Origin of the sequence: Bartonella schoenbuchensis R1 (assembly GCF_002022685.1) — a bacterium.
In the GTDB taxonomy this organism is placed as follows: domain Bacteria; phylum Pseudomonadota; class Alphaproteobacteria; order Rhizobiales; family Rhizobiaceae; genus Bartonella; species Bartonella schoenbuchensis.
This window is the reverse complement of record NZ_CP019789.1, coordinates 1,252,501-1,274,227: the sequence shown is the minus strand read 5'-3', so window position 1 is coordinate 1,274,227 and position 21,727 is coordinate 1,252,501. Positions and strand designations below refer to the sequence as shown.

The 21,727-nt window shown below is 36.5% G+C and carries 17 protein-coding genes and 2 pseudogenes (1 of these 19 cut by a window edge); 9 read left to right on the top strand and 10 right to left on the bottom strand.

The features are described 5' to 3' along the window. Positions 1-11 precede the first annotated feature (11 nt). Both BscR1v2_RS08005 and BscR1v2_RS05615 read left to right on the top strand, forming a co-directional pair. Positions 12-158 carry a hypothetical protein gene (locus tag BscR1v2_RS08005; RefSeq protein ID WP_153301987.1) on the top strand — a complete coding sequence of 49 codons (147 nt, stop codon included), beginning with the start codon at positions 12-14 and terminating at the stop codon, positions 156-158. Continuing rightward, a complete protein-coding gene (locus BscR1v2_RS05615) occupies positions 155-739 on the top strand; it encodes an enterotoxin A family protein (RefSeq protein WP_078690038.1) in 585 nt (194 codons plus the stop codon). The genes BscR1v2_RS08005 and BscR1v2_RS05615 overlap by 4 nt, the downstream gene beginning before the upstream one ends. Positions 740-883: 144 nt before the next feature. Here the strand turns inward: BscR1v2_RS05615 and BscR1v2_RS05610 are convergent, their stop codons facing one another. Next, on the bottom strand, positions 884-2,209 hold the full coding sequence (locus BscR1v2_RS05610) for an NAD(P)H-dependent oxidoreductase (RefSeq protein WP_078690037.1): 1,326 nt from the start codon (positions 2,207-2,209) through the stop codon (positions 884-886). A gap of 155 nt (positions 2,210-2,364) precedes the next feature. On the opposite strand from BscR1v2_RS05610, the gene BscR1v2_RS05605 reads away from it, so the two are divergent. Continuing rightward, positions 2,365-2,853, top strand: coding sequence for a MaoC family dehydratase (locus BscR1v2_RS05605; protein WP_078690036.1), 489 nt, complete (start codon positions 2,365-2,367; stop codon positions 2,851-2,853). Here BscR1v2_RS05605 and BscR1v2_RS05600 read toward each other — a convergent pair. From BscR1v2_RS05600 to BscR1v2_RS05575, 6 genes are all read right to left on the bottom strand, one after another. Then, positions 2,850-3,509, bottom strand: a complete 660-nt coding sequence (locus BscR1v2_RS05600) for a methionine ABC transporter permease (RefSeq protein ID WP_078690035.1) — start codon at positions 3,507-3,509, stop codon at positions 2,850-2,852. The two genes, BscR1v2_RS05605 and BscR1v2_RS05600, sit on opposite strands and share 4 nt — an antisense overlap. Continuing rightward, a complete protein-coding gene (locus BscR1v2_RS05595) occupies positions 3,502-4,536 on the bottom strand; it encodes a methionine ABC transporter ATP-binding protein (RefSeq protein ID WP_078690034.1) in 1,035 nt (344 codons plus the stop codon). Before BscR1v2_RS05595 ends, BscR1v2_RS05600 begins: the two co-directional genes overlap by 8 nt. 6 nt (positions 4,537-4,542) lie before the next feature. Then, a complete protein-coding gene (locus BscR1v2_RS05590) occupies positions 4,543-5,361 on the bottom strand; it encodes a MetQ/NlpA family ABC transporter substrate-binding protein (RefSeq protein ID WP_078690033.1) in 819 nt (272 codons plus the stop codon). Between the two features lie 283 nt (positions 5,362-5,644). Beyond that, positions 5,645-6,676, bottom strand: a complete 1,032-nt coding sequence (locus tag BscR1v2_RS05585; RefSeq protein ID WP_078690032.1) for an aspartate-semialdehyde dehydrogenase — start codon at positions 6,674-6,676, stop codon at positions 5,645-5,647. Between the two features lie 731 nt (positions 6,677-7,407). Beyond that, entirely contained in the window at positions 7,408-7,590 is a 183-nt protein-coding gene (locus BscR1v2_RS05580; protein ID WP_078690031.1) for a Trm112 family protein, read from the bottom strand. Between the two features lie 21 nt (positions 7,591-7,611). Further along, positions 7,612-8,274: an LON peptidase substrate-binding domain-containing protein gene (locus BscR1v2_RS05575; RefSeq protein WP_010704120.1), complete on the bottom strand. Its 663-nt coding sequence runs from the start codon at positions 8,272-8,274 to the stop codon at positions 7,612-7,614. A 763-nt stretch (positions 8,275-9,037) separates the two neighbouring features. Between BscR1v2_RS05575 and gcvT the strand changes: the two genes are divergently transcribed. From gcvT to gcvP, 3 genes are read left to right on the top strand one after another with little or no spacing between them, the layout of a single operon-like run. Beyond that, complete coding sequence (gene gcvT, locus BscR1v2_RS05570; RefSeq protein WP_078690030.1) at positions 9,038-10,159, top strand: glycine cleavage system aminomethyltransferase GcvT; 1,122 nt, start codon at positions 9,038-9,040, stop codon at positions 10,157-10,159. Positions 10,160-10,165: 6 nt separating this feature from the next. Further along, entirely contained in the window at positions 10,166-10,534 is a 369-nt protein-coding gene (gene gcvH, locus BscR1v2_RS05565) for a glycine cleavage system protein GcvH (RefSeq protein WP_010704118.1), read from the top strand. A 5-nt stretch (positions 10,535-10,539) separates the two neighbouring features. Beyond that, positions 10,540-13,332, top strand: a complete 2,793-nt coding sequence (gene gcvP, locus BscR1v2_RS05560) for an aminomethyl-transferring glycine dehydrogenase (protein WP_078690329.1) — start codon at positions 10,540-10,542, stop codon at positions 13,330-13,332. A gap of 439 nt (positions 13,333-13,771) precedes the next feature. Here gcvP and alr read toward each other — a convergent pair whose 3' ends face one another. Next, positions 13,772-14,893 carry an alanine racemase gene (gene alr / locus BscR1v2_RS05555; protein ID WP_078690029.1) on the bottom strand — a complete coding sequence of 374 codons (1,122 nt, stop codon included), beginning with the start codon at positions 14,891-14,893 and terminating at the stop codon, positions 13,772-13,774. A 731-nt stretch (positions 14,894-15,624) separates the two neighbouring features. Here alr and BscR1v2_RS05550 point away from each other — a divergent pair. From BscR1v2_RS05550 to BscR1v2_RS05540, 3 genes and pseudogenes are all read left to right on the top strand, one after another. After that, positions 15,625-16,452, top strand: a complete 828-nt coding sequence (locus BscR1v2_RS05550; RefSeq protein ID WP_078690028.1) for a ferredoxin--NADP reductase — start codon at positions 15,625-15,627, stop codon at positions 16,450-16,452. Between the two features lie 235 nt (positions 16,453-16,687). Next, the gene (gene trhO / locus BscR1v2_RS05545; protein ID WP_078690027.1) at positions 16,688-17,605 is read left to right on the top strand and encodes an oxygen-dependent tRNA uridine(34) hydroxylase TrhO; all 918 of its coding nucleotides are present in this window, start codon (positions 16,688-16,690) and stop codon (positions 17,603-17,605) included. Positions 17,606-18,229: 624 nt separating this feature from the next. Then, positions 18,230-19,362: pseudogene (locus BscR1v2_RS05540) on the top strand (type III PLP-dependent enzyme). 118 nt (positions 19,363-19,480) lie between these two features. Here the strand turns inward: BscR1v2_RS05540 and BscR1v2_RS05535 are convergent. Continuing rightward, positions 19,481-21,051, bottom strand: a pseudogene (locus BscR1v2_RS05535) (DHA2 family efflux MFS transporter permease subunit). Positions 21,052-21,070: 19 nt separating this feature from the next. Then, positions 21,071-21,727, bottom strand: the 3' portion of a protein-coding gene (locus tag BscR1v2_RS05530; protein ID WP_418214927.1) for an HlyD family secretion protein. The gene runs 300 nt beyond the window's last position; only the last 657 of its 957 coding nucleotides appear in the window; the start codon falls outside the window, past its right edge — the gene reads right to left on this strand; the stop codon is at positions 21,071-21,073.

The following is a 21,727-nucleotide window of genomic DNA, read 5'->3' as shown; positions in this document are numbered from 1 at the left end:
GAGGAAAGTATATGAAAAAACTTATTTTTTCTTTTTTAATATTTCTATTTTCATTTTCTGTTTTAGCTGATGACCTTAATGATAAAATAGTGTATCGAGCAGATACGAGAAGTCCTAAAGAAATAAAAAAGCTAGGGGATTTTACCCTTGGGGTATAGACGGGTCACGGCCGTTTGCGCCCCCATCAGATATAAATTTATTGGAACATGTAACAAATATAGATTTACACCCTCATGCATTGGGATTGCATGGTGGTTATGTATCTACAACGACTTCTCAAGATGTTGCAATTAATTTGCTCTACTCTCATGGCTGGACGTCGCCAAGTTATGTCTATCATATAAGAATAACGCCTAATCTTATTGATGTTAACGCTGCATTGAGACAATATTCTCCATATCCAGACCAATACGAAATGGCTGCGCTAGGTGGTATTCGTTGGGAACAAGTTACTGGATGGGAAAGAGTGATAAATGGAAATGTTGTTGGTGGGTTTATTCAGAATCCGGACTATGTTGATGCATTATATGGAAATTTTTCAAGACCAGACCCTCAACCACAACTAGCAGGTTTCCCTTATTATCATGAAGCATGGCATTTTGAACCGTGGGTTAATTTTGCTGTTTGTGAGTTAAAATCAGAATGTTCACCAACTAAATCAGCACAGGAATTTGGAACAGATTGGTTTTGGAAAAGTTACCATGCTATAGTAGAGAGAGCGATGGTTGTTCTTGAATGATGATGGGAAAGATGAATTTTGATTGAAAGGAAAGAATTTCTATAAAAGAAAAATAACATAATAGCGGACTTATATAAATAAATTGTGAATAAATAAAAATATAACTTGAGTTAGTATTAATTTTAATTTAAAATGAACAACATTTTATTTATAAAATGAATTAAATAAAAAGTCCTGTTGAGTACGAAGGCGTACAATATATTGATCTTCGAAGAGGCGGGTGTTGTATTGTGTAATGATTTCATTTTTTTTAATCTCAGATACAACTGTCGCCTTTTCTAAAAGGCCACAAGGAATAGCTTTGTGTACACGTGCTTCTGAAGCACTCATTGTCCAAGCACGATAGCTATATAAGCCGATTGAGTCTAATTGATCACCAGGATGGAGATCCTTTTTTGCAACAGCGCAAACTTCTGCCACTGGATAATTAAGTGGTGTCATATCTGCTTTACCGTACAGTACTGCACGTGCACAAGTAAGTGGAACCTCCATCGAAGTTAAATGATATGGGCGATAAAAGGTGAAATATGGTCCTTCACCGACTTTTAAATCTTCCATACGTTCACGTAAACGTGGATGTGCTATTTCAGCTATTACAAAAACACCAGGAGATACCCCTTGACCTGTTGAATAGTCTACAACACCATACCTATCCAAAATACCACCATCTTTTTTTGGAATAAGTACTTTGTTTAAATCTTCAAGTGATGCTTGTGGACCATGCATCCCAGGACAATCTGGAAGAAGACCTGTGGCATTAGCAATGGCTGCCATTTCAACCATCGTTTTAGAACCATCAATAAATTCAACTAACATGCGAACATTCATATTCCGTCGCAAAGCTTCTTCTTCATATAAATCTGGTGTAGCATCAAAAATAAGTGGATTATTTTTTCCTTTACCAGCTGCAACAATTTTATGCCCAAGAGCTGAAACAAATTCGATAAGTTCCATACAAGAAGAAGGTTCGTCACCAGCACCAAGCGTATAAATTAAACCTCGTTTATCCGCTTCATGTTTAAGGTAAGCACCAATTGTAACATCTGCTTCAACATTCATCATGACAAGGTGCTTATTATTTTCAAGCGCTTTAAGACCAACTTTAGCACCTGTTTCAGGATGACCTGTCGCATCAACAATAATATCAATTTGTTCATGGCGCAAAACAAGATCAAGATCATCTGTAACAGCAATTAGACCTTTTTCAATAGCTTGAATCAAAGCTGTAGCATTTTCAACTTCACGCACATGACCTTCTTCACCATATGCTAAAACAGCAGCATTAAAAACACGTAACGGTGTTCGAGTAGCAACAGCTGCAATTGTTATACCATCCATATGTACAACACTTGACAACAAATCTGTACCCATTTCACCACAACCAATAAGTCCAATACGGATAGGTTGATAATTTTCTGCACGTTGTTTCAAATCATGTGCTAAACCTGTCAATCTTACGTTACTTGCCATTATTTTTTCCATCTGAAAAAGGAAGATTATTTATTCGCGGAACACACTTGTCTGTAAAATATTTCATCTTTTATAATTGATGCTCTAATCAATGGGTTTTATAAAAGCAAGGGAGAATATATAAGCTTTTTGTCAAATAAAATAGGAATGACATTATGCAGCGAACAATAGCGATACAAGATATAAAAAATTTCATTGGAAAAGAAATTGGCTTATCACAATGGCGCTTAGTTACACAAGATATGATTAACCAATTTGCATCTGCAACAGATGATCATCAATGGATCCACGTAGATGAAGAAAAAGCAAAAAAAACACCTTTCGGTGGTACTATTGCCCACGGTTTTTTAACATTATCGCTACTGTCCACACTGGCTTATGAAGCACTGCCAAAATTAGAAGGTGCGACAATGGGAATTAACTATGGTTTTGATAAAATACGCTTCGTAAGCCCTGTAAAAACAGGTGCACAAATACGCGCCCGCTTTATTTTAGACGACGCAAAAATTCGCCCCTCTGGTAGAGTCGTCCTCCATTATAAAACTACAATAGAAATCAATAAATTAAAAAATCCAGCTCTTATCGCACATTGGCTTGTTATTGCTATGATTGAAGAGAAAGAAATAAACTCTTTAATTTCTTAATGCTTTGTTCTATCAAATTTCTGTGCAACTCGATTACCAAACCATTGAACAAAAATATTGAGAATAATCAAAAAGATAATAACTATTGTCATAATAGAAGTATTATAACGCTGATAACCATAGCGTATCGCCATATCGCCCAAACCCCCACCACCAAGGTATCCAGCAAGTGAAGTGGCACTGATAAGAGAAATCACCATAACCGTAAAACCAGTAATTAAACTAGGAAGCGCTTCTGGAATAAGCACATATCTAACAATTTGAAAACGACTAGCCCCCATAGAACGAACGGCTTCAACCAAACTATATTCAACTGTTTTGAAAGATAATTCTGCTATACGAGCATAAAAAGGAATAGCTGAAATAGTAAGAACAAAAATCACAGAAAAAATTCCCACACCACTTCCTACAACAATACGCGTAACAGGAAGAAGGTAAAAAGCAAGAATTATAAAGGGAATAGCACGCACACTATCAATAATAATACTTAAAGGACGATTGATAAGACGTGATGAAAAAAGACTTCCATACGCAGTTGTATAAAGCAATAAGCCAAGCGGAAGACCTACAATAAGTGCCATAAAAGAAGCAGTAATTGTCATAAATAATGTATCAAAAACAGCACCAGGAAGCTCATGAAAAAGAACATTAAACATAACCTAAAACCTCACAATATCGCCCTTTTTCCGTCAACCATCTGACTGCTTTTTCCAAAGCCACTTTATTTTGACTTGGAAGAGCCAAAAAAAGGCGACCTATACTCTCACCTTGAACCGTATCAATACCACCATGCAAAATACGTGCTCTTAATCCCACCTCATCTTCAAGGAGACTTAAAAAAGGTTGCCGAGCAATTTCACCAGCAATATTAATTTCAATAACAGCTTCTTGACCCACTGATTTAAGTTTTTGCGCTAATTCTTTAGGAAGTTGTGGCGTTACAAGTTTCAACATAGCAATCGTTGTATCTTCTTGCGGTGATGTAAAAATATCTTTTACACATCCTTCCTCTACAATACGCCCTTGATTCAATACAACAACACGATGCGCAATAGCACGAACAACTTCCATTTCATGTGTAATAAGTACAATAGTTAAATTGAGACGATTATTAATATCCGCAAGAAGCTCCAAAATAGATTGCGTCGTTTCAGGATCAAGCGCAGAAGTTGCTTCATCTGATAATAATATTTTTGGATTAGCCGCTAAAGAGCGTGCAATTCCAACACGCTGTTTTTGCCCCCCTGAAAGTTCTGCAGGATAATGATACTCTTTTCCAGACAATCCTACCAATTCAATAAGCTCAAAAGCGCGTTGATAACGTTGTTTTTTATTTATACCTGCTAATTTGAGAGGTAACGCGATATTATCAATAACTTTTTGTGAAGATAAAAGGTTAAAATGTTGAAAAATCATCCCAATACGTTGACGATAAGGTGCCCATTCTGTTTCTGATAGATTTGAAACATTAACACCTTCAAAAAAAATACCCCCTTCATCAATTTGTTCTAAGCCATTCAAACAGCGCATAAGTGTAGATTTTCCTGCACCACTACGCCCGATAATACCAAGAATTTCCCCTGCATGAATATCAAGAGATAAGTTATCAATTGCCGGAGTAGACAACGCGCTAGAAAAATAGCGACTAACGTTTTTTAAAGAAATAAGAGCAGAGGTTTCCATTCGTAATTACCAAGATGTTTGAACAGCTGTACCAAAAACCTCTTTAAGTTTCACACGTACAGGTTCACTATTATAAGCAGCTACTAATTTCTTAACCCATGGCTCATCTTTATCAATAGTGCGCACAACAATGACATTATTATAAGGATTATTTTCTACTTTTTCCCACGCAATAACATCTTCTTGTAAGTCTAACCCAGTAATTACAGCCCAATTTGTATTTACAATCGCAATATCAAAATCATTGATTGCTCGTCCTAGGATACCAGCATCCAATTCACGAATCCTCAAATTTCTAGGGTTTTCAACAATATCAAGTGGAGATAAAAGAACATTCTGAGGATCTTTTAACTTAATGAAACCTAAAGAATCAAGAAGAAGCAAAGCTCTCCCACCATTTGATGGATCATTAGGGATACCAACACTTGCCCCGTCACGTAGATCTTTTATATCTTTAATTTTGTGGGAATAAACACCAATTGGGGAAATAAATGTATAACCAGCAACCGAAAGTTTATAACCACGCTGCATAATTTGATTATTCAAATAAGGTGCATGTTGAAAAGCATTCGCATCAATATCTCCTGCATTAACAGCATCATTAGGCAAGGCGTAGTCAGAAAAATAAACAAGTTCAATATCTAGACCGGCTTTTTTAGCTTGTTCAACAGCAACTTTCCAAACAGTTGCTTCCTCTCCTTCCATAACACCAAGTTTAATTTTTGACTTATCTGCTGCCAGAGCAAAAGGAACATGGGAAAAAAATGCGGAAAGAAAAAAAGATATTCCTATTACAATATACCAAGACAATTTATTCAATGTCATATGTGTTTATCTTTCTTTTACTTTTCAAGATTTTCTAAGGGAAATTCCAATATACTCAATATTTTTGGAAAGAAAATTGAAGAGTATAAAAGCTTAATAGAATATTCAATCATTTTTATTGAAAAGATAATGTTATTTTTTGCTATGAATAGCTGTTATTCAAATAAATAGATTTTTTAAGTATTTCAATTTCAAATTGAATCGAAAAACTCTACTAATTATTTTTTTAAAATCCACTCTACAAGCATACAACAAGTTTTTTACCTTATATTACTGTTTTTGTTTAAGCTGCTGCTTTAGGTTTGATCAAACCATTAGAGACAAGTAATTCAGCAATTTGAATTGCATTTAATGCTGCTCCTTTTCTCAAATTATCAGCAACAACCCAAAAAGTTAAACCATTTTCAACAGTAATATCTTCACGAACGCGACTAATAAAAACATCATTTTCACCAGTGCACTCGTAAGGAGTGATATAACCACCGTCTTCACATTTATCAATAAGTTGGCAGCTTGGTGCATCACGTAAAATGGTGCGTGCTTCATCAGCACTCAACGCTTTTTCAAACTCAACATTAACGGCCTCAGCATGGCTAATAAAGACAGGAACCCGAACAGCAGTAGCTGTCAATTTGATCCTAGGATCAAGAATCTTTTTTGTTTCAGCCATTACTTTCCATTCCTCTTTAGTATAGCCATCTTCCATAAAGACATCGATGTGGGGAATGATATTAAAAGCAATGCGTTTGGTGAATTTTTTTGATGAAATTGGATCGGCAACAAAAACTGCTCTTGATTGCTCAAACAACTCATCCATCCCCGCTTTACCAGCTCCAGAAACTGATTGATAAGTAGAGACAACAACGCGCTTAATAATTGCTGCATCGTGAAGAGGCTTTAAAGCCACAACAAGTTGAATTGTTGAACAATTAGGATTGGCAATAATATTATGTTTAGAAAAACCACCTATAGCTTTTGCATTAACTTCAGGTACAATTAAAGGCACATCAGGATTATAACGCCAAGTAGACGAATTATCGATTACCACACAACCGGCTGCACCAATTTTGGGAGCATATTCTTTAGAAACGCTTCCTCCAGCAGACATAAGGCATAGATCTGTATCAGAAAAATCATATGTATCAAGTGCTTTTACTTTTAAAGTTTTATCACCATAAGAAACACTTTGCCCTAATGAACGCCGTGAAGCTAAAGGAACTATTTCACTGGCAGGAAAACCTCTCTCTTCCAAAATTGCCAACATTTCACGACCAACATTTCCGGTTGCACCAACAACTGCGACTTTGAAATTCATTTTTCTACACTCCTATCCTTTCCCGTTGTACAAAACTAACATCTTATCAACCTCTTTCTTTGTACTGTAACCAGGAAAAGATAAGTTAGTTAGAGGCATAAAATAATCTTCACGTTGTTCTCAAGCTCAATTCAGCACTCCATAGTGATTTAATTGATCAGCTATGCATATATTTATCGTGGTCATAACACTATAACGGCTTCACATTTGTAATGTACCGTTTCTTTTAAATTTTTGAAAATAAGAAAAATCTTAAACATTATATATCAAGCTATACAAATACCTTCTTGATACAAGCTTTAGTTTATTGAGTTCATTATTTTTTGTCAATTGTTGTACTTTAAAACTTTTGAATTCTGAATAATGACTCTACAATATATTGACCCTATTTTGCACCGATCAAATCTTCTTCGTTTCATTATTAAAATACGAAGCTATACATAAATCATTTTCAATGATTTTTTAAACCTGCTTGGAATTTTCAAGTTATTTACGCTGTTCATCAGAACAAACAATCAAAATCTTTATTTTACTTACCACACAAAATCAGTTCATTTTCCAACTACAAACAGCAGATCTAATTCTCACATTTCCAATATAATATGGAAAATATAATCTCACTTTAATTAAAGCATTTCTTTTGTAAAAAAGGATGCATAAAGATTGGTTAGGGAAGAATTTATACAGGTATTAATTTGATCTATAAATTACTTCTTAAATACAAAAGTTATTTATTTTTCATTTGGTTGTAAAGAACGAGCTTCTGAAGCAAGCATAATAGGAACACCATCACGAATAGGATAAGCCAATTTTGCTTTAAGTGAAATCAACTCTTGTGTTTTTCGATTTAAAGAAAGTGTTCCTCCTGTAATTGGACAAACAAGCAATTCAAGCATTTTGGGATCAGTAATCATTTTTTCATATTTTCAGATCCATTAATTTAAACGATTATATGTTCCTTTTTCTTTCATCAGTGAACGCTCAGTTAAAGCAAGAAGAGTTTGAGCACGGCTTGCAATGTCTGGCGCTTCTAACAAGGCTTGTTTTTCTGCAGGTGCAAAAGGTATAAGAATTGAGAGAGTATCCACTAATACAGATGTAGGCGTTTGTATAATACTATTCCAATGATGTTCCATTTCATGGATAGTTAGATAATGCTCAACAGTGCTTAATAAATTTTCTCGGTTAATGTTTTCTGAAACATCAGATTCTTGCAGATCTTTCGTATTTGATCGAATAATAGCAACCCTATAAGATTTTGTGTTCATCAATTCTTGCTCTAAAGTGAAACGGCAAATTCCCTGAAGCACAATGAAGAGTCGTCCATTACCGGTTTCATTGTAATTTGTAATACGACCGATACATCCTATTTTATAAAGTTGTTTAGATAAGCTATCTATATCTGATGAAAGTGGTTGAATCATTCCTAATAGACGATTGGATGCCATAACGTCTTCAACCATTTCAAGAGTACTTGGTTCAAAAATATTAAGTGATAGAAAACCACCCGGTAACAACAATGCACCTTCTAAGGGAAAAAGAGCAATCTGCTTTGGCAAATCATTTTCACAATTATAATAGATATTGCCAGCTTTCATGGATATTTGTGACCTTTATCTGATGTAAGTTTAGTGCCAAAGTAACCACAGTTTATAATATCATTTGGTTATAAGAAAGACTATATTTATAAATTAACTTCTCTCTATAAGATACTTTATTATCTATGAACGATGATAAAAAACTGCAACTTTGTATTTTTTCATCTACAAGAGAAAATATAAAAGAAAGTGGAAGTAATCGTATGAGATGCCTTTAAATAAAGCTTTGCAACTCACTCAAAAAATACCCACTATTAGATATTATCAAGCCTCATCGTCGTAATTGGATTATTGCTAAACAATATAATGCTTCTTTAAAATTTTAAATTGTCTTTTTTGTTTATAATCCTTGTACTTTCTTGTGTTATATTTTAACGCAATAAATTATTAAAAAGAATCCACATAATTTCAAAATCTTTTTAATAGCCTATGTATATCAAAAAATTTAAAATTTAGGGAATACTAATCAATTTGCTAATGACAGTGTGGAGAAGATAGAATATAAATAACAATATGTCAGAAAGAGCGTTATCATCACTTTCTTAGTCTTATGCGTAAGATAAACAAAACGCAAATTTTCACACCTGTCACTAAAGGGGAAAGTCTATAATTTTTAAAAAACTATAAGGGCTATAAAAAGCTAATTTGAAAAGTGGCTAGATCTATGCCAAAAGCTTAAGCTTTTTAGTAAATCCCTTAAGACTTATGACAAACAAGAATAAAAGTTACCATATTATAGTGATGGTGCGACTTTGGAGAAATTATGAATACACTATCGCAAAAACCTGAAACACCTTCTTTTAAAAATCTTCCCTTACATGAATTACACGAAAAAGCAGGAGCAAAATTTGGTCCTTTTGCTGGTTGGATGATGCCTTTAACTTATCCTCTAGGAGTTTTAAAAGAACATCTCCACACCCGTGCTCATGCCGGTCTTTTTGATATTTCTCATATGAAATTGATCGTTGTTGAAGGGCCACAATCAGCTGAATTTTTATCCTACGCCCTTCCTGTGGATGCTGCACTTTTGAAAGAGCGCCAATCACGGTATAACTATTTACTTAATGAACAGGCTGGTATTCTTGATGACCTCATTCTTACTCGTTTAGAAAATCACCGTTTTATACTGGTCGTTAATGCAGGTAATGCACAAGCTGATCTTGCTGAACTAAAAAAACGCGCCACTAACTTTGATTGTCATGTGAGTGCGCTTGAGAGAGTACTTCTTGCTCTTCAAGGGCCACAAGCAGCATCTGTTATAGCTGATGCGGATTTACCTGGTAATGAACTGTTATTTATGCAAGGGTTTGAACCACGCAAAGATTGGTTTGTAACACGTTCTGGTTATACAGGGGAAGACGGTTTTGAAATTGCGTTGCCAGAAGATCAAGCCCACGAATTAGCAGAAAAATTGCTCAGTGATTGTCGTGTTGAATGGATTGGTCTTGCAGCGCGTGATAGTCTTCGGTTAGAAGCGGGGTTGTGTTTACATGGCAACGATATTACATCTGACATCACCCCTATTGAAGCTGCACTGACATGGGCTGTTTCCAAAAATGTTCGTGAAAAAGCTGCGTTTTATGGAGCGAAAGCTTTTCTTGAAGCATATGAAAAGGGGCCATTACGCTGTCGCGTTGGTCTAAAGCCGCAAACGCGTCAACCTGTGCGTGCGGGTGCCGTTCTTCTAGATGATAAGGGTAACCAGATTGGAGTAGTAACATCGGGGAGTTTTGGTCCTTCTTTTAACGGCCCAGTAGCAATGGGTTATGTCCCTGTTGATTGGAAGGCTGAAGGAACAGAAGTATTTACTGAATTGCGTGGTAAAAAAATTGCGCTATCTGTTCATTTGCTCCCTTTTATTAAGCAACGTTATTTTAAAGGGTAATATTTTATGTCTAAGATTTATTTTACACAAGATCATGAATGGATTAGCATTGAAGGAAAAGTGGCCACTGTTGGGATCACTCATCATGCTCAAGAACAGTTAGGTGATTTGGTTTTTGTTGATTTGCCACAAAGTGGTACACAGCTCTCTAAGGGAGATTCTGCTGCTGTCGTGGAATCGGTTAAAGCAGCTTCAGATGTTTATGCACCTATCGATGGCGAAGTTGTCGAAATTAATGAGGCATTGGTAGATGATCCTGCGTTGGTAAATCAGAAAGCCGAAAAAGAAGGTTGGCTATGGAAAATGACGCTACAAGATGAAACACAACTTGATGGGTTGCTGGACGAGAATGCTTATAAAGCGTTGATTGGATGAGTGCTATGCAAGAACGTCGTTTTTTTTCTCGGCATATTGGGATTCGACCTGGTGAAACACAAGAAATGCTAAATGTTTTAGCGCTTGATTCAGTTGACACATTGATCTCTCAAGCTATACCCCAGTCTATTCATTTAAAGCGTCCACTTAATTTGCCACAAGCGGCAAGTGAAAAACAGGCCTTAGAAGAATTGTCCAAAATGATGGAGCGCAATCGTTTGCGCAAAAATTTCATTGGTCAGGGTTATTATGGAACATGTGTACCATCTGTTATTTTACGCAATCTTTTTGAAAATCCAGCTTGGTATACTGCTTATACACCTTATCAAGCAGAAATTAGCCAAGGGCGTTTAGAGTTATTATTTTATTTTCAAACATTAATTAGTGAATTGACAGGTTTGCCTGTTGCTGCTGCTTCACTTTTAGATGAAGCAACAGCTTTAGCTGAAGCCAATGCGGTGGCATTTCGCTTTGCTCGTGAAAAGAAGACAAAAATTTTGATTCAAAGTTTATTGCATCCTCAAACTTTGAGTGTCATTCAAACGCGCGCTGAAACACAGGGCATTCACATAAACACGCATGGCGAAATTTGCGCAAATACAGCGGCTATTGTTTTATCATGGCCAGATACAAAAGGTTGCTTTAATGATTACAGTGAAGTCATTAAAGAAGCAAAAGAAAAAGGAGCGCTGGTAATTGTTGTGGCTGATCCTTTGGCGCTCACTATTATGGAGTCGCCAGCAAAATGGGGTGCAGATATTGTTGTTGGCTCTATGCAACGTTATGGTGTTCCAATGGGTTTTGGTGGTCCTCATGCGGGCTATCTTGCTGTGAGTTCTGCTTTAACACGTTTAATTCCAGGGCGTATTGTTGGTCAATCAGTTGATACGAAAGGACGTGTTGGTTTTCGCTTGGCATTGCAAACTCGTGAACAACATATTCGACGTGATAAAGCTACATCAAATATATGTACAGCGCAGGCTTTGTTGGCTAATATGGCTGTGGCTTATGCTGTTTGGCACGGGCCGCAAGGTTTACAGGCAATTGCTAAGAGAATTCACCACTTAACATGCCGTTTTGCTAGTGGTTTAGAAGCAGCAGGTATACATTGTGAAAATCGACACTTTTTTGATTGTGTCAGTATTTTTGTTGAGGGGAAAGCTCAAGAAATTGCAACTCAGGCAAAAGCCAAAGGGTATCTTATTCGTGTTATTGACAATGATAGGGTTGCAATCAATTTTGATGAATTATCAACAGAAGAAGATGCCTGTGCTTTAGCACAGCTTTTTGGGGCACAACTAGCAGACAAGTCTGATTCAAAGCTTTTGGGTAAAGAGCGTGATGCTGCTTTTCTTTCACAGCCATTTTTTAGTGCGATTCATTCAGAAACAGATATGATGCGCTTTTTGCGCCGCTTGTCAGATAAAGACTTAGCGCTGGATCGAGCAATGATTCCACTTGGTTCTTGTACAATGAAGCTTAATGCAGCGGCTGAGTTAATACCTGTGAGCTGGCCTGTGGTTGCTAATATACATCCTTTTGCTCCTCAAGGAGATGAAGAAGGTTATCGAGAAATGATCAGTCAGCTAAATGCGTGGTTGTGTGAAATTACAGGGTTTGCTCAAGTTTCTTTTCAGCCAAATTCTGGTGCTCAGGGTGAATATGCTGGGCTTTTGGCTATTCGTCGATATCATCAATCTCGTGGCGATCATCAACGTAATATTTGCCTTGTTCCTGCATCTGCACATGGTACCAATCCAGCTTCAGCCCATATGGCTGGTATGAAAGTTGTTGTGGTTCAATGTTTAAATGATGGCGATGTCGATATTGATGATCTTAAAGCCAAAGCACAATTGCATAAGGACTGTTTGGCAGCTTTAATGATCACTTATCCTTCAACGCATGGTGTTTATGAGGAAAGCATTAAAGACATTTGCGCTATTATCCACGAAAATGGTGGGCAAGTTTATTTTGATGGGGCCAATTTAAATGCGCTTGTAGGTCTTGCACGTCCAGCAGATATGGGAGCAGATGTTTGCCATATGAATCTTCATAAAACATTTGCAATTCCTCATGGTGGTGGTGGTCCTGGTGTTGGGCCGATTGGTGTAAAAGAGCATTTAAAGTCATTTTTACCTGGTCATGAACAGCATAAGACAACACACGCAGTTTCTGCAGCTCCTTATGGGAGTGCTTCTATTCTTGTTATTACGTGGATGTATATTCGGATGATGGGAGCAGATGGCTTGAAGTATGCAACACAAACAGCAATATTAAACGCTAATTATATTGCTGCACGTCTTTCAAAGGCTTATTCTATTCTTTATCGGGGCAAGCATGGGTATGTTGCTCATGAATGTATTGTTGATACACGTTTATTGAAGGAACAATATGGGGTTAGTGTTGATGACATTGCAAAACGTTTGATAGACTATGGATTTCACGCACCGACTATGTCATTTCCAGTTCCCGGAACTTTGATGATTGAACCAACAGAATCAGAGCCAAAAGCAGAAATTGATCGTTTTTGTGATGCTTTATTATCTATCGCTGAAGAAGCTAAAAAAGTCGGTGAGGGTGTTTGGCCAAAAGAAGATAATCCGCTAGTAAATGCACCGCACACATTGGCAGATACTTTAGATGATCAGTGGAAAAGGGCTTATTCGCGGCAAGAGGCTGCTTTTCCTAACCACCATGTTGATCCAGCTAGTAAATATTGGCCACCTGTTTCACGCATTGATAATGTTGCCGGCGATAGAGCATTAATCTGTTCTTGCCCGCCGCCATTAACGGATTAAATATCATAAAAATCCACTCATTGTGTGTGGATTTTTAGAATTATATTAATAACGAGTGCTATCAAATTTTGTTGTGTTGAAAATCAGTTTTCAGCTTATGTCATTGACTGATGAATTGGCTATTTTTTCTTTTTAAAATACAAATATTTGTAAATTCTCATAGATTAAGTTGAGAATTTACTGCCAATTTTATTGAATAAAAGAAGAGAAGAAGAATTCAAACATAAGTTAAATTCCCTTTGTTCATTCAGTACATATTTGCTGCTGAAAATCTGATTATCTTTCTTATGAATTAATTCAATTTGATTCTTGTAGAGATAGAGAATAAGTATATCCTTTTCATTCCTAAAGAGGCTATGTTGAAGTTACAACCAGCGAGGCTGCTTTTCTTAAAACGCTAATTTTTAGAAATTAATTTTATTGGTAGTTTTTTGATGGCTTAAATATAAATACGTTTACAACGAGCACTAAGAGAAGAAAGAATTTCGTGAGGAACGGTATTTGCATCTATAGAAACATCTTCAATTGTTTGATGTTCTCCGATAAGCTCTACCCAGTCACCTCTTTTAGGTTTGCCATGTTCAAGGTCGGTTGCATCAACAATTATAGAATCCATAGAAATCCGTCCAACGATGGGGAGTTTGTATCCTTTGAAATAAACAGAACCTTTGTTAGAAAGATTGCGCATCCATCCATCCGCATAGCCAATAGAAATAGTTGTAAGAACACTTGGCCGGCGGGTAATAAAACTCCCTCCATAGCCGATTGGCACACCTTCTTCGACAAAGCGGCTTTGAATAACCTGAGCTTCAAGTTTTAAAACAGGTTTGATGGGTACTGTGTGTTTTTTATGGAGATTGATTCCATAAAGTGCAATGCCTGGACGAACAAGATCAAAATAAAAATCTGGACCAAGGAAAATTCCTCCAGAATTAGCAAGTGAAACTTTACACGCAGGTAATTGTGCAAGCATTGTTTTTATGGTGGTTAATTGTGTATCATTAGATGAATGTGTGAAATCATCTCCATTGGAAAGATGGCTTATAATATATTTTATATCTGCTACTTCAAACAGGGTAGGGCACTTGATAAGTTGTTGTAATTCTTTTTGATCAAGACCTAACCGATTCATATTGGTATCAATTTGAACGATTGCTGGGAATTTTTTACTCTTTTCTTGACAAAGTATTTGCCAACTTTCAATTTCATGCCAAGAATTAAGAACAGGGACAATACCAGCTTGAGCTACAAATTCTTCTGCAGCAGGTGGAAGACCATTAAGAAGAGCAAGAGTAACATCAGACGGTAAGATGTTTTTTAATTGAAGCGCTTCTTTAATTTGAGCAACAAAAAACGTACGACAACCAGCTTGATAAAGTGCAGGAGCAACTTTTTCAACACCTATCCCATAAGCGTTCGCTTTTACGACGGCTGAACATTCTGTAGGAGCAACATGTTGAGCTAAAGCTGTGTAATTGGCAACAATGGCACCAATGTCAATAGTTACGACAGCTGTATAGGGAAGCGGTGTTTTGGTTTCATAATCAACGGATTTATTCATTGTAAAATCTTATCTGTATAATAAATCTGTGTCAGTAATAAATACGAGTTTTTTTGAGTTGTTGCTTGTATAAACTTGTACAGAGAATTCAGCTATTGTTTTTATTTTTAAAGTCATAGCGGATTATATATAATAAAAACAATCTTTAGAAATAAAATGTTTAGCTTTGATATGATCAATGGGAATATTATTCCCGATTTGTATTATGAGATTCACGTAATTCATACCATAATTAACAAACAAGCTATTTTTTGCTTAAATACATATTTTAGAAATAAAGGATATTTCCTATACTTGTAATAGTATTTATTAAATCTATAGAAAAAACAAAAAGCATTCTCAAGCATTGTGAGATATGTGTATTATTTATGGTAAATATTTAAATTGCTTTTAAAAGAAGAAATAAAAATTTTTGTTTTAAGATTTTAGGCAGTCAGTTTTTCAAAATTAAATTTTGACAACAAGTCATGCTTGTTATTGGTTGTTTGTTAACGCTAGCAATATGATAATAATTAAATTAACTCATTATAAAATGATTATTTGATAAAAAATTATTTGGTATGACAGACATCTTTTCGGATGTTTTTATTTGATTGGTTTAAGTCCTAAAAATATTATTTTAACACTATATGTTTAAGAGGGATATTGGCAGATGGTTGTGCAACCATTATACCATTTACAAAATTTGAAATTCAATATTCAATAAGGATATAAGGATAAGGAACGATTTTATGAGTGGTACCACCAATGTTCAATCAAACATCAGTAGTGTTGCATCAAACTTTCCGATTCCTGATAATGTATTTGCGCTCACTGTTCAGGAGGTTTGCCATTATACAGATCATTTGTTTAAATTTCGTCTGAACCGGCCAGAAACTTTTCGTTTTCGTTCAGGTGAATTTGTTATGATTGGCTTACCGAATGCAGAAAAGCCAATTTATCGTGCGTATTCAATCGCCAGTCCATTTTGGGATGAACAGCTAGAGTTTTTTTCTATCAAAGTCCCAGGAGGGCCATTGACCGAACATCTCCAAAAAATCAAAATTGGTGATACGGTTTTAATGCGTAAAAAATCTACAGGAACATTGGTTCTTGATGCTCTTATTCCTGGAAAGCGTCTTTATCTCCTTTCAACAGGTACAGGTGTTGCTCCTTTTGCAAGTCTTATTCGTGACCCTGAAACTTATGAGAAGTTCTCTCAAGTTGTGCTTGTTCAAACAACACGTGAAAAAGATGAGTTGACATATGCAAAAGATCTTGTTGCATCTTTGTACCAAGATCCCCTTATTGGTGAGTACGCACAGCAGTTAAAATTTTATCCTATGACTACTCGCGAACCTTCAGAGTATATGGGGCGCATTACTAATGTAATGAAGAGCGGTGCTTTTTTTGAAATGGCTGATTTGCCAAAAATTAATTCTGATGAAGACCGTGTAATGATTTGTGGTTCAATGGCAATGCTGAAAGATTGTGCAGCGATGTGTGAATCTTTCGGGCTTATTGAAGGAGCAAATAATGCACCGGCCACGTATGTTGTAGAACGTGCTTTTGTAGGATAGAAAAGAATCTATATCGCGCTGCTATGTATTATGAACATGGCATTTTGCAGATCATATGAGCTAACAATATCAGAGTTTATTTTTAGATAAAAAGTGAAAGGCACTCTATTTTGAGTGCAAGGTAATTTTTCTCTATACAATAATATGATAAGTATAGTTTAATTTAAGCTCAATATATAAAGAGTTAATATGAATAAGTCTTGAAATTGAATGAAACGCGGGTTATTGCAAGAATATGGAAAAGAATTTTAAAGTTGCTGCTCTTTATTGTTTTGCAGATTTGGAACATTATCATCAATTACAAAAACCCTTGCGGGATTTATGCCAGGCAAATGGCATTAAAGGTACTTTGCTTTTAGCAAAAGAGGGTATTAATGGAACAGTTGCTGGTTCTTGTGCTGCAATTGAGGCACTAGTCCACTTTATTACTGCACAGCCTGCTTTGCAGAAGCCAGAACTTAAATATTCATGGGCATCAAAGATGCCTTTTCATCGTATGAAAGTGCGATTAAAGAAAGAAATTGTTACAATGGGGGTAGAGGGTGTTAATCCGTTGGAAATTGTTGGCACTTACGTAGAGCCTGAAGATTGGAATGCCCTAATACAAGATGAAGAAACAATTTTAATTGATACACGCAATGATTATGAATATGCATTGGGTAGTTTTCAAGGAGCAATTGATCCTCGTATTAAAACGTTTCGTGAATTTCCTGAATGGATAGCTAAGCATGAAGGTGATTTGAAAAAGAAAAAGAAAATCGCCATGTTTTGCACGGGCGGTATACGGTGTGAAAAATCAACAGCTTATGTGCGTGGGCTTGGTTATGATCAAGTTTATCACTTAAAAGGCGGTATTTTACGCTATTTAGAAACAATGCCAAAAGAAAAAAGCCTATGGTGGGGTGAATGCTTTGTTTTCGATGAACGTGTTTCTGTAAGTCACGGTCTTGAAGAATGTGGGCGCGAATTATGCCGGGCTTGCCGTTATCCTCTTAATGCTGAAGGCAAATCATCTCCTCATTATGAAGAGGGTGTATCGTGTGATGCTTGTTATAATACACGCAGTGACGCTGATAGACAGCGTTTTCGAGAACGTCATAAACAGTTCCAGTTATTAAAATCACGTGCAATGCATTCCTATCAAGAACGATGATGATTGCTGTTTTAAATATTCAAAGCTTTTATTTTTTCTTCTATTTTAAAGGAAGGGCACTTTGAATAAAGGTTATTGGTTAGCCTATTATTGTGCGCAGAAGATAGGAATATAAGCTAATTTACGTTTTTGAATAAAGTGTATCTTGGCTATCATTTTTTGTCTAAAAATAAAAAAAATGATTGAAATAAATAAAAATTAGTCTTATACGCAACATTGCCCAAAGTCGCACGTGCCTGTGGGTGTCCGCTGGTTCTCAAATGGTGAGATTAACCGGTACGGTACCTGGAACTAACCGCTCCAGTCATTCTTACGGCCAATCGAAAGAATGAGGACATCTTGAAGCAACGACGGTGCGGGCCTTTCTGGTGTCTTCCAGCTATTTAAAATGCTGGGATAAACTATAGAGGCACACCTCATTGCCTTCAGTGCGGAAGTTTTTGTGCAACTCCAATCAAAAAGGCAGACAAAATAGAACAATGCGGTTTTCGCGCTGTTCCTTCGTTGCATACAATGCTGATTTATCCTGATTATCTGAATAATAGGGATAAAAATAGTGGTTTGTGTGTATTTTGTCCTTTGGTTAAAGAGGGAGGCTCTTGCCTTTCTTAAGGAGAATTGCAAATGACAACGCAGCGTATTCGCGATTTCCTTTCAACACATCGTCCAAAAGGTCCATGCTTGATTGTTGACCTTGATGTTGTTCGTGAGAATTATTTAAATTTTGAAAAAGCTCTTCCTCAATCACGTATTTTTTATGCGATTAAGGCAAATCCAGCACCTGAAATTTTGAGTTTGCTTACTTCTTTAGGATCATCTTTTGACGCTGCTTCTGTAGCAGAAATTAAAATGGCTTTAGAGGCAGGAGCAACAGCTGAGCGTATTTCTTTTGGGAATACTATTAAAAAAGAACGTGATATTGCTTATGCTCATACTCTTGGCATTTCGCTCTATGCGGTTGATTGCGTTGAAGAAGTGGAAAAAATTGCTCGTGCTGCGCCAGGAGCTCGCGTTTTTTGCCGAATTCTTACCAATGGTGAAGGGGCAGAGTGGCCATTATCACGCAAATTTGGCTGTGTTCCTGATATGGCGGTTGATGTGCTACGCCGGGCACACCAATTAGGCTTGCAAGCATATGGTGTATCCTTTCATGTGGGATCTCAGCAGACACATTTAAACGCTTGGGATCACGCTTTATCGGATGTAGCTTTAGTTTTTGAGCGTTTGGAGAAAGAAGGTATTCAGTTAAAATTGGTTAATATGGGGGAGGTTTTCCAGCACGTTATTTGAAAGAGGTTCCTACAGCTCAAGTTTATGGTATAGCGATTTTTGATTCGTTAAAAAAATATTTTGGTAATCGTATCCCTGAGACGATTATTGAACCGGGGCGTGCGATAGTGGGCAACGCTGGTGTTATTCGTACAGAGGTTGTGTTGATATCCAAAAAGGCAGATAATGATAATATTCGCTGGGTTTATCTTGATGTGGGAAAATTTAATGGCCTTGCCGAAACTATGGGTGAAGCTATTCGCTATCCTATTGAAACAATTCATGATGATAAGGCAATGGAGCCTTGTATTTTAGCGGGTCCAACGTGCGATTCAGCAGATGTCATGTATGAAAAAACACCTTATCTTCTTCCTTTATCTCTAACCATTGGCGATGAATTGTTAATTCACGGGACTGGTGCTTACACAACAACTTATGCATCTGTTGCATTTAATGGTTTTGAGCCTTTACGATCCTATGTAATCTAAGCTTTTTTATAAATGCATGATATTACTTTATAAAGCACGCAGTTGAAATGGTAAAAGAATAAGACTGTGCTACTTAATAATCAAAATACAAAGTTTTTCTCACACTTTATGATGTAAATTAGTGGTTTGGAGAAATATTAGTAGATATAGCTGTCTTTTTGAGGAAGATGGTACAAAAGGTTAAGATACTAAAAAGAATAGTCATTATAAAAAAGATATCACTAAAAGCCATGGTTTGTGCTTGTATGAGAACCATATTAAAAAGTTGGAGCAAAGAAAGACTATGGGGATCAAAAGTAGCAGAGCTAAACTGCATGGTGAGATTTGAAAGCATTTCTGTTGCTTGAATATTTCCATGCTGAATAGTTTCAGCTGTTCGTCCATAATGAAGGTCAGTACGTTGTGTCATAAGAGTGCTGATAATAGCAAGCCCCACTGCACCACCAAGATTTCGTGTTAGATTGAAAAGACCAGAGGCATTTTTCATTCGCTCTGGTGGTAATGATCCAAAGGCAATATTATTAATAGGAACCATACACAACATAACTGAAATACCACGAAAAATTTGCGGCCAAAAAAGCTCCCAAAAATCCCAATCGTCTGTGATGGAAGTAGCCAACCATGTTCCCCATGCAAAGCTTGCAAGCCCTATAGCTATCATAAGACGTGCGTCCATTCGCGCAGAAAGGAATCCTGCAAGAGGAGCGGTCAAAAACATAGCTAGACCTGAAATAAAAACTGCATTTCCAATCATTAGGGCATCATAGTGACGGATTTGACTTAAATAAACAGGATAAAGATAAGTAAGGCCATAAAGACCTATCCCAAGCGTAAAAGAAAACATTGACGCGATCGAGAAATTGCGATCAGAAAAAGCAGTAAGGTCAACAATTGGTTCTTTTACAGTAAAGGCACGCCAGAAAAATACGCCAGCAGATAAGAGCATAATAATAAAAAAAGTAAAGATCAAATTATCATTAAACCAATCATGACGTGCACCTTCTTCTAGAACATATTCTAAAGACCCTAAAAAGATTGCCATAGAGATAAGGCCCCACCAGTCAAATTTAGCGAATAAGGACAAATCAGCTTTGTCAAAGTCAATTAATTTCCAAGTTATAATTGAGATGATGATTCCAAAGGGCACATTAATAAGAAAAAGCCAATGCCACGATAAAGTATGACTGAGATAACCGCCTACTGTGGGGCCAATGGTGGGTGCTAGTGTTGCTACTAATCCCACAATAGGCGAAATAATTGGAAGTTTAGAGGCAGGAAAGATTGTATAAGAAGCAACAAAAACACTGGGAATGATACCCCACCAATAAAGCCTTGGAGTACTCTATAAAATATCATTTGTTCAATAGATGTTGCTGTGGCACAAAGAATAGATGAAATAGTAAATCCAACAGTTGATAGACTGAATAAAATACGTGTTGAAAGTAAACGCCCTAAAAAGCCGGAAAGAGGTAACATAATAACTTCTGCTATAAGATAGGAAGTTTGAATCCATGAAATTTCATCAGGACTGGCTGATAAACCCGCTTGAATTTCAGCCAAAGATGAAGAAACAATTTGAATATCCAAAATAGCCATGAACATACCAAAAGTCATAGCGATAAAAGCTATGATTTTACGCATTTCTATACGCTCTTGAGAAGAAATAGGCGTAGATGTTGGTTCTTTCATGACGAGATCATTGATTTTGTTATAAAGAATTTTTACCTTGAGGTCTTGTCCGTGTATCGATTTTTACTAAAACACTCATTCCTGCTCGGATACGCCCACTTTTTAATGCATCGTCGGGGATGGAAATGCGCACTGGAATACGTTGGGTAATTTTAGTGAAATTACCTGTGGCATTTTGTGGTGGTAATAGAGAAAAAACAGCTCCCGTTGCAGGTGAAATAGAAAGAACTTTGCCTTTAAAAACCTCATTTTTAAAAGCATCAACAGAAATATAAGCAGTTTGCCCACTGTAAATGTTTTTCAGCTGTGTTTCTTTATAATTTGCTTCAATATATAATGTATGGATAGGTACTAAAGCAGCAAGGCGTTGACCGTTGACAACAAAATCACCTGTTTTCGCTGTTAAATTTCCAATAACTCCATTAAATGGAGCACGCAAAATAGTTGAATCAAGGTCACGTTTTGCTTTATCGCGCATGAGTTCGAGACTTTTTGTCTCACTTTCAATTTCATTTCGTTGAGCCTCTAGCACTCGAATATTAGCTTGCGCTGCAGCTATTTGTGCATCTGTGCGAGCAACATTGGCAATGGCCTGTTCATAGGCTGATTTTGCATTGTCAAAATTAGATTGAGAAACATAATGATCAGCTTTAAGTTCTGTAGCACGCTGTAAGGT

Excerpts from the sequence above, each read along its gene's own strand:
- BscR1v2_RS08005 (WP_153301987.1), top strand. The coding sequence starts at position 12 with ATGAAAAAACTTATTTTTTCTTTTTTAATATTTCTATTTTCATTTTCT.
- BscR1v2_RS05610 (WP_078690037.1), bottom strand. The coding sequence starts at position 2,209 with ATGGCAAGTAACGTAAGATTGACAGGTTTAGCACATGATTTGAAACAA.
- BscR1v2_RS05605 (WP_078690036.1), top strand. The coding sequence starts at position 2,365 with ATGCAGCGAACAATAGCGATACAAGATATAAAAAATTTCATTGGAAAA.
- BscR1v2_RS05600 (WP_078690035.1), bottom strand. The coding sequence starts at position 3,509 with ATGTTTAATGTTCTTTTTCATGAGCTTCCTGGTGCTGTTTTTGATACA.
- BscR1v2_RS05595 (WP_078690034.1), bottom strand. The coding sequence starts at position 4,536 with ATGGAAACCTCTGCTCTTATTTCTTTAAAAAACGTTAGTCGCTATTTT.
- BscR1v2_RS05590 (WP_078690033.1), bottom strand. The coding sequence starts at position 5,361 with ATGACATTGAATAAATTGTCTTGGTATATTGTAATAGGAATATCTTTT.
- BscR1v2_RS05585 (WP_078690032.1), bottom strand. The coding sequence starts at position 6,676 with ATGAATTTCAAAGTCGCAGTTGTTGGTGCAACCGGAAATGTTGGTCGT.
- BscR1v2_RS05580 (WP_078690031.1), bottom strand. The coding sequence starts at position 7,590 with ATGATTACTGATCCCAAAATGCTTGAATTGCTTGTTTGTCCAATTACA.
- BscR1v2_RS05575 (WP_010704120.1), bottom strand. The coding sequence starts at position 8,274 with ATGAAAGCTGGCAATATCTATTATAATTGTGAAAATGATTTGCCAAAG.
- gcvT (WP_078690030.1), top strand. The coding sequence starts at position 9,038 with ATGAATACACTATCGCAAAAACCTGAAACACCTTCTTTTAAAAATCTT.
- gcvH (WP_010704118.1), top strand. The coding sequence starts at position 10,166 with ATGTCTAAGATTTATTTTACACAAGATCATGAATGGATTAGCATTGAA.
- gcvP (WP_078690329.1), top strand. The coding sequence starts at position 10,540 with ATGCAAGAACGTCGTTTTTTTTCTCGGCATATTGGGATTCGACCTGGT.
- alr (WP_078690029.1), bottom strand. The coding sequence starts at position 14,893 with ATGAATAAATCCGTTGATTATGAAACCAAAACACCGCTTCCCTATACA.
- BscR1v2_RS05550 (WP_078690028.1), top strand. The coding sequence starts at position 15,625 with ATGAGTGGTACCACCAATGTTCAATCAAACATCAGTAGTGTTGCATCA.
- trhO (WP_078690027.1), top strand. The coding sequence starts at position 16,688 with ATGGAAAAGAATTTTAAAGTTGCTGCTCTTTATTGTTTTGCAGATTTG.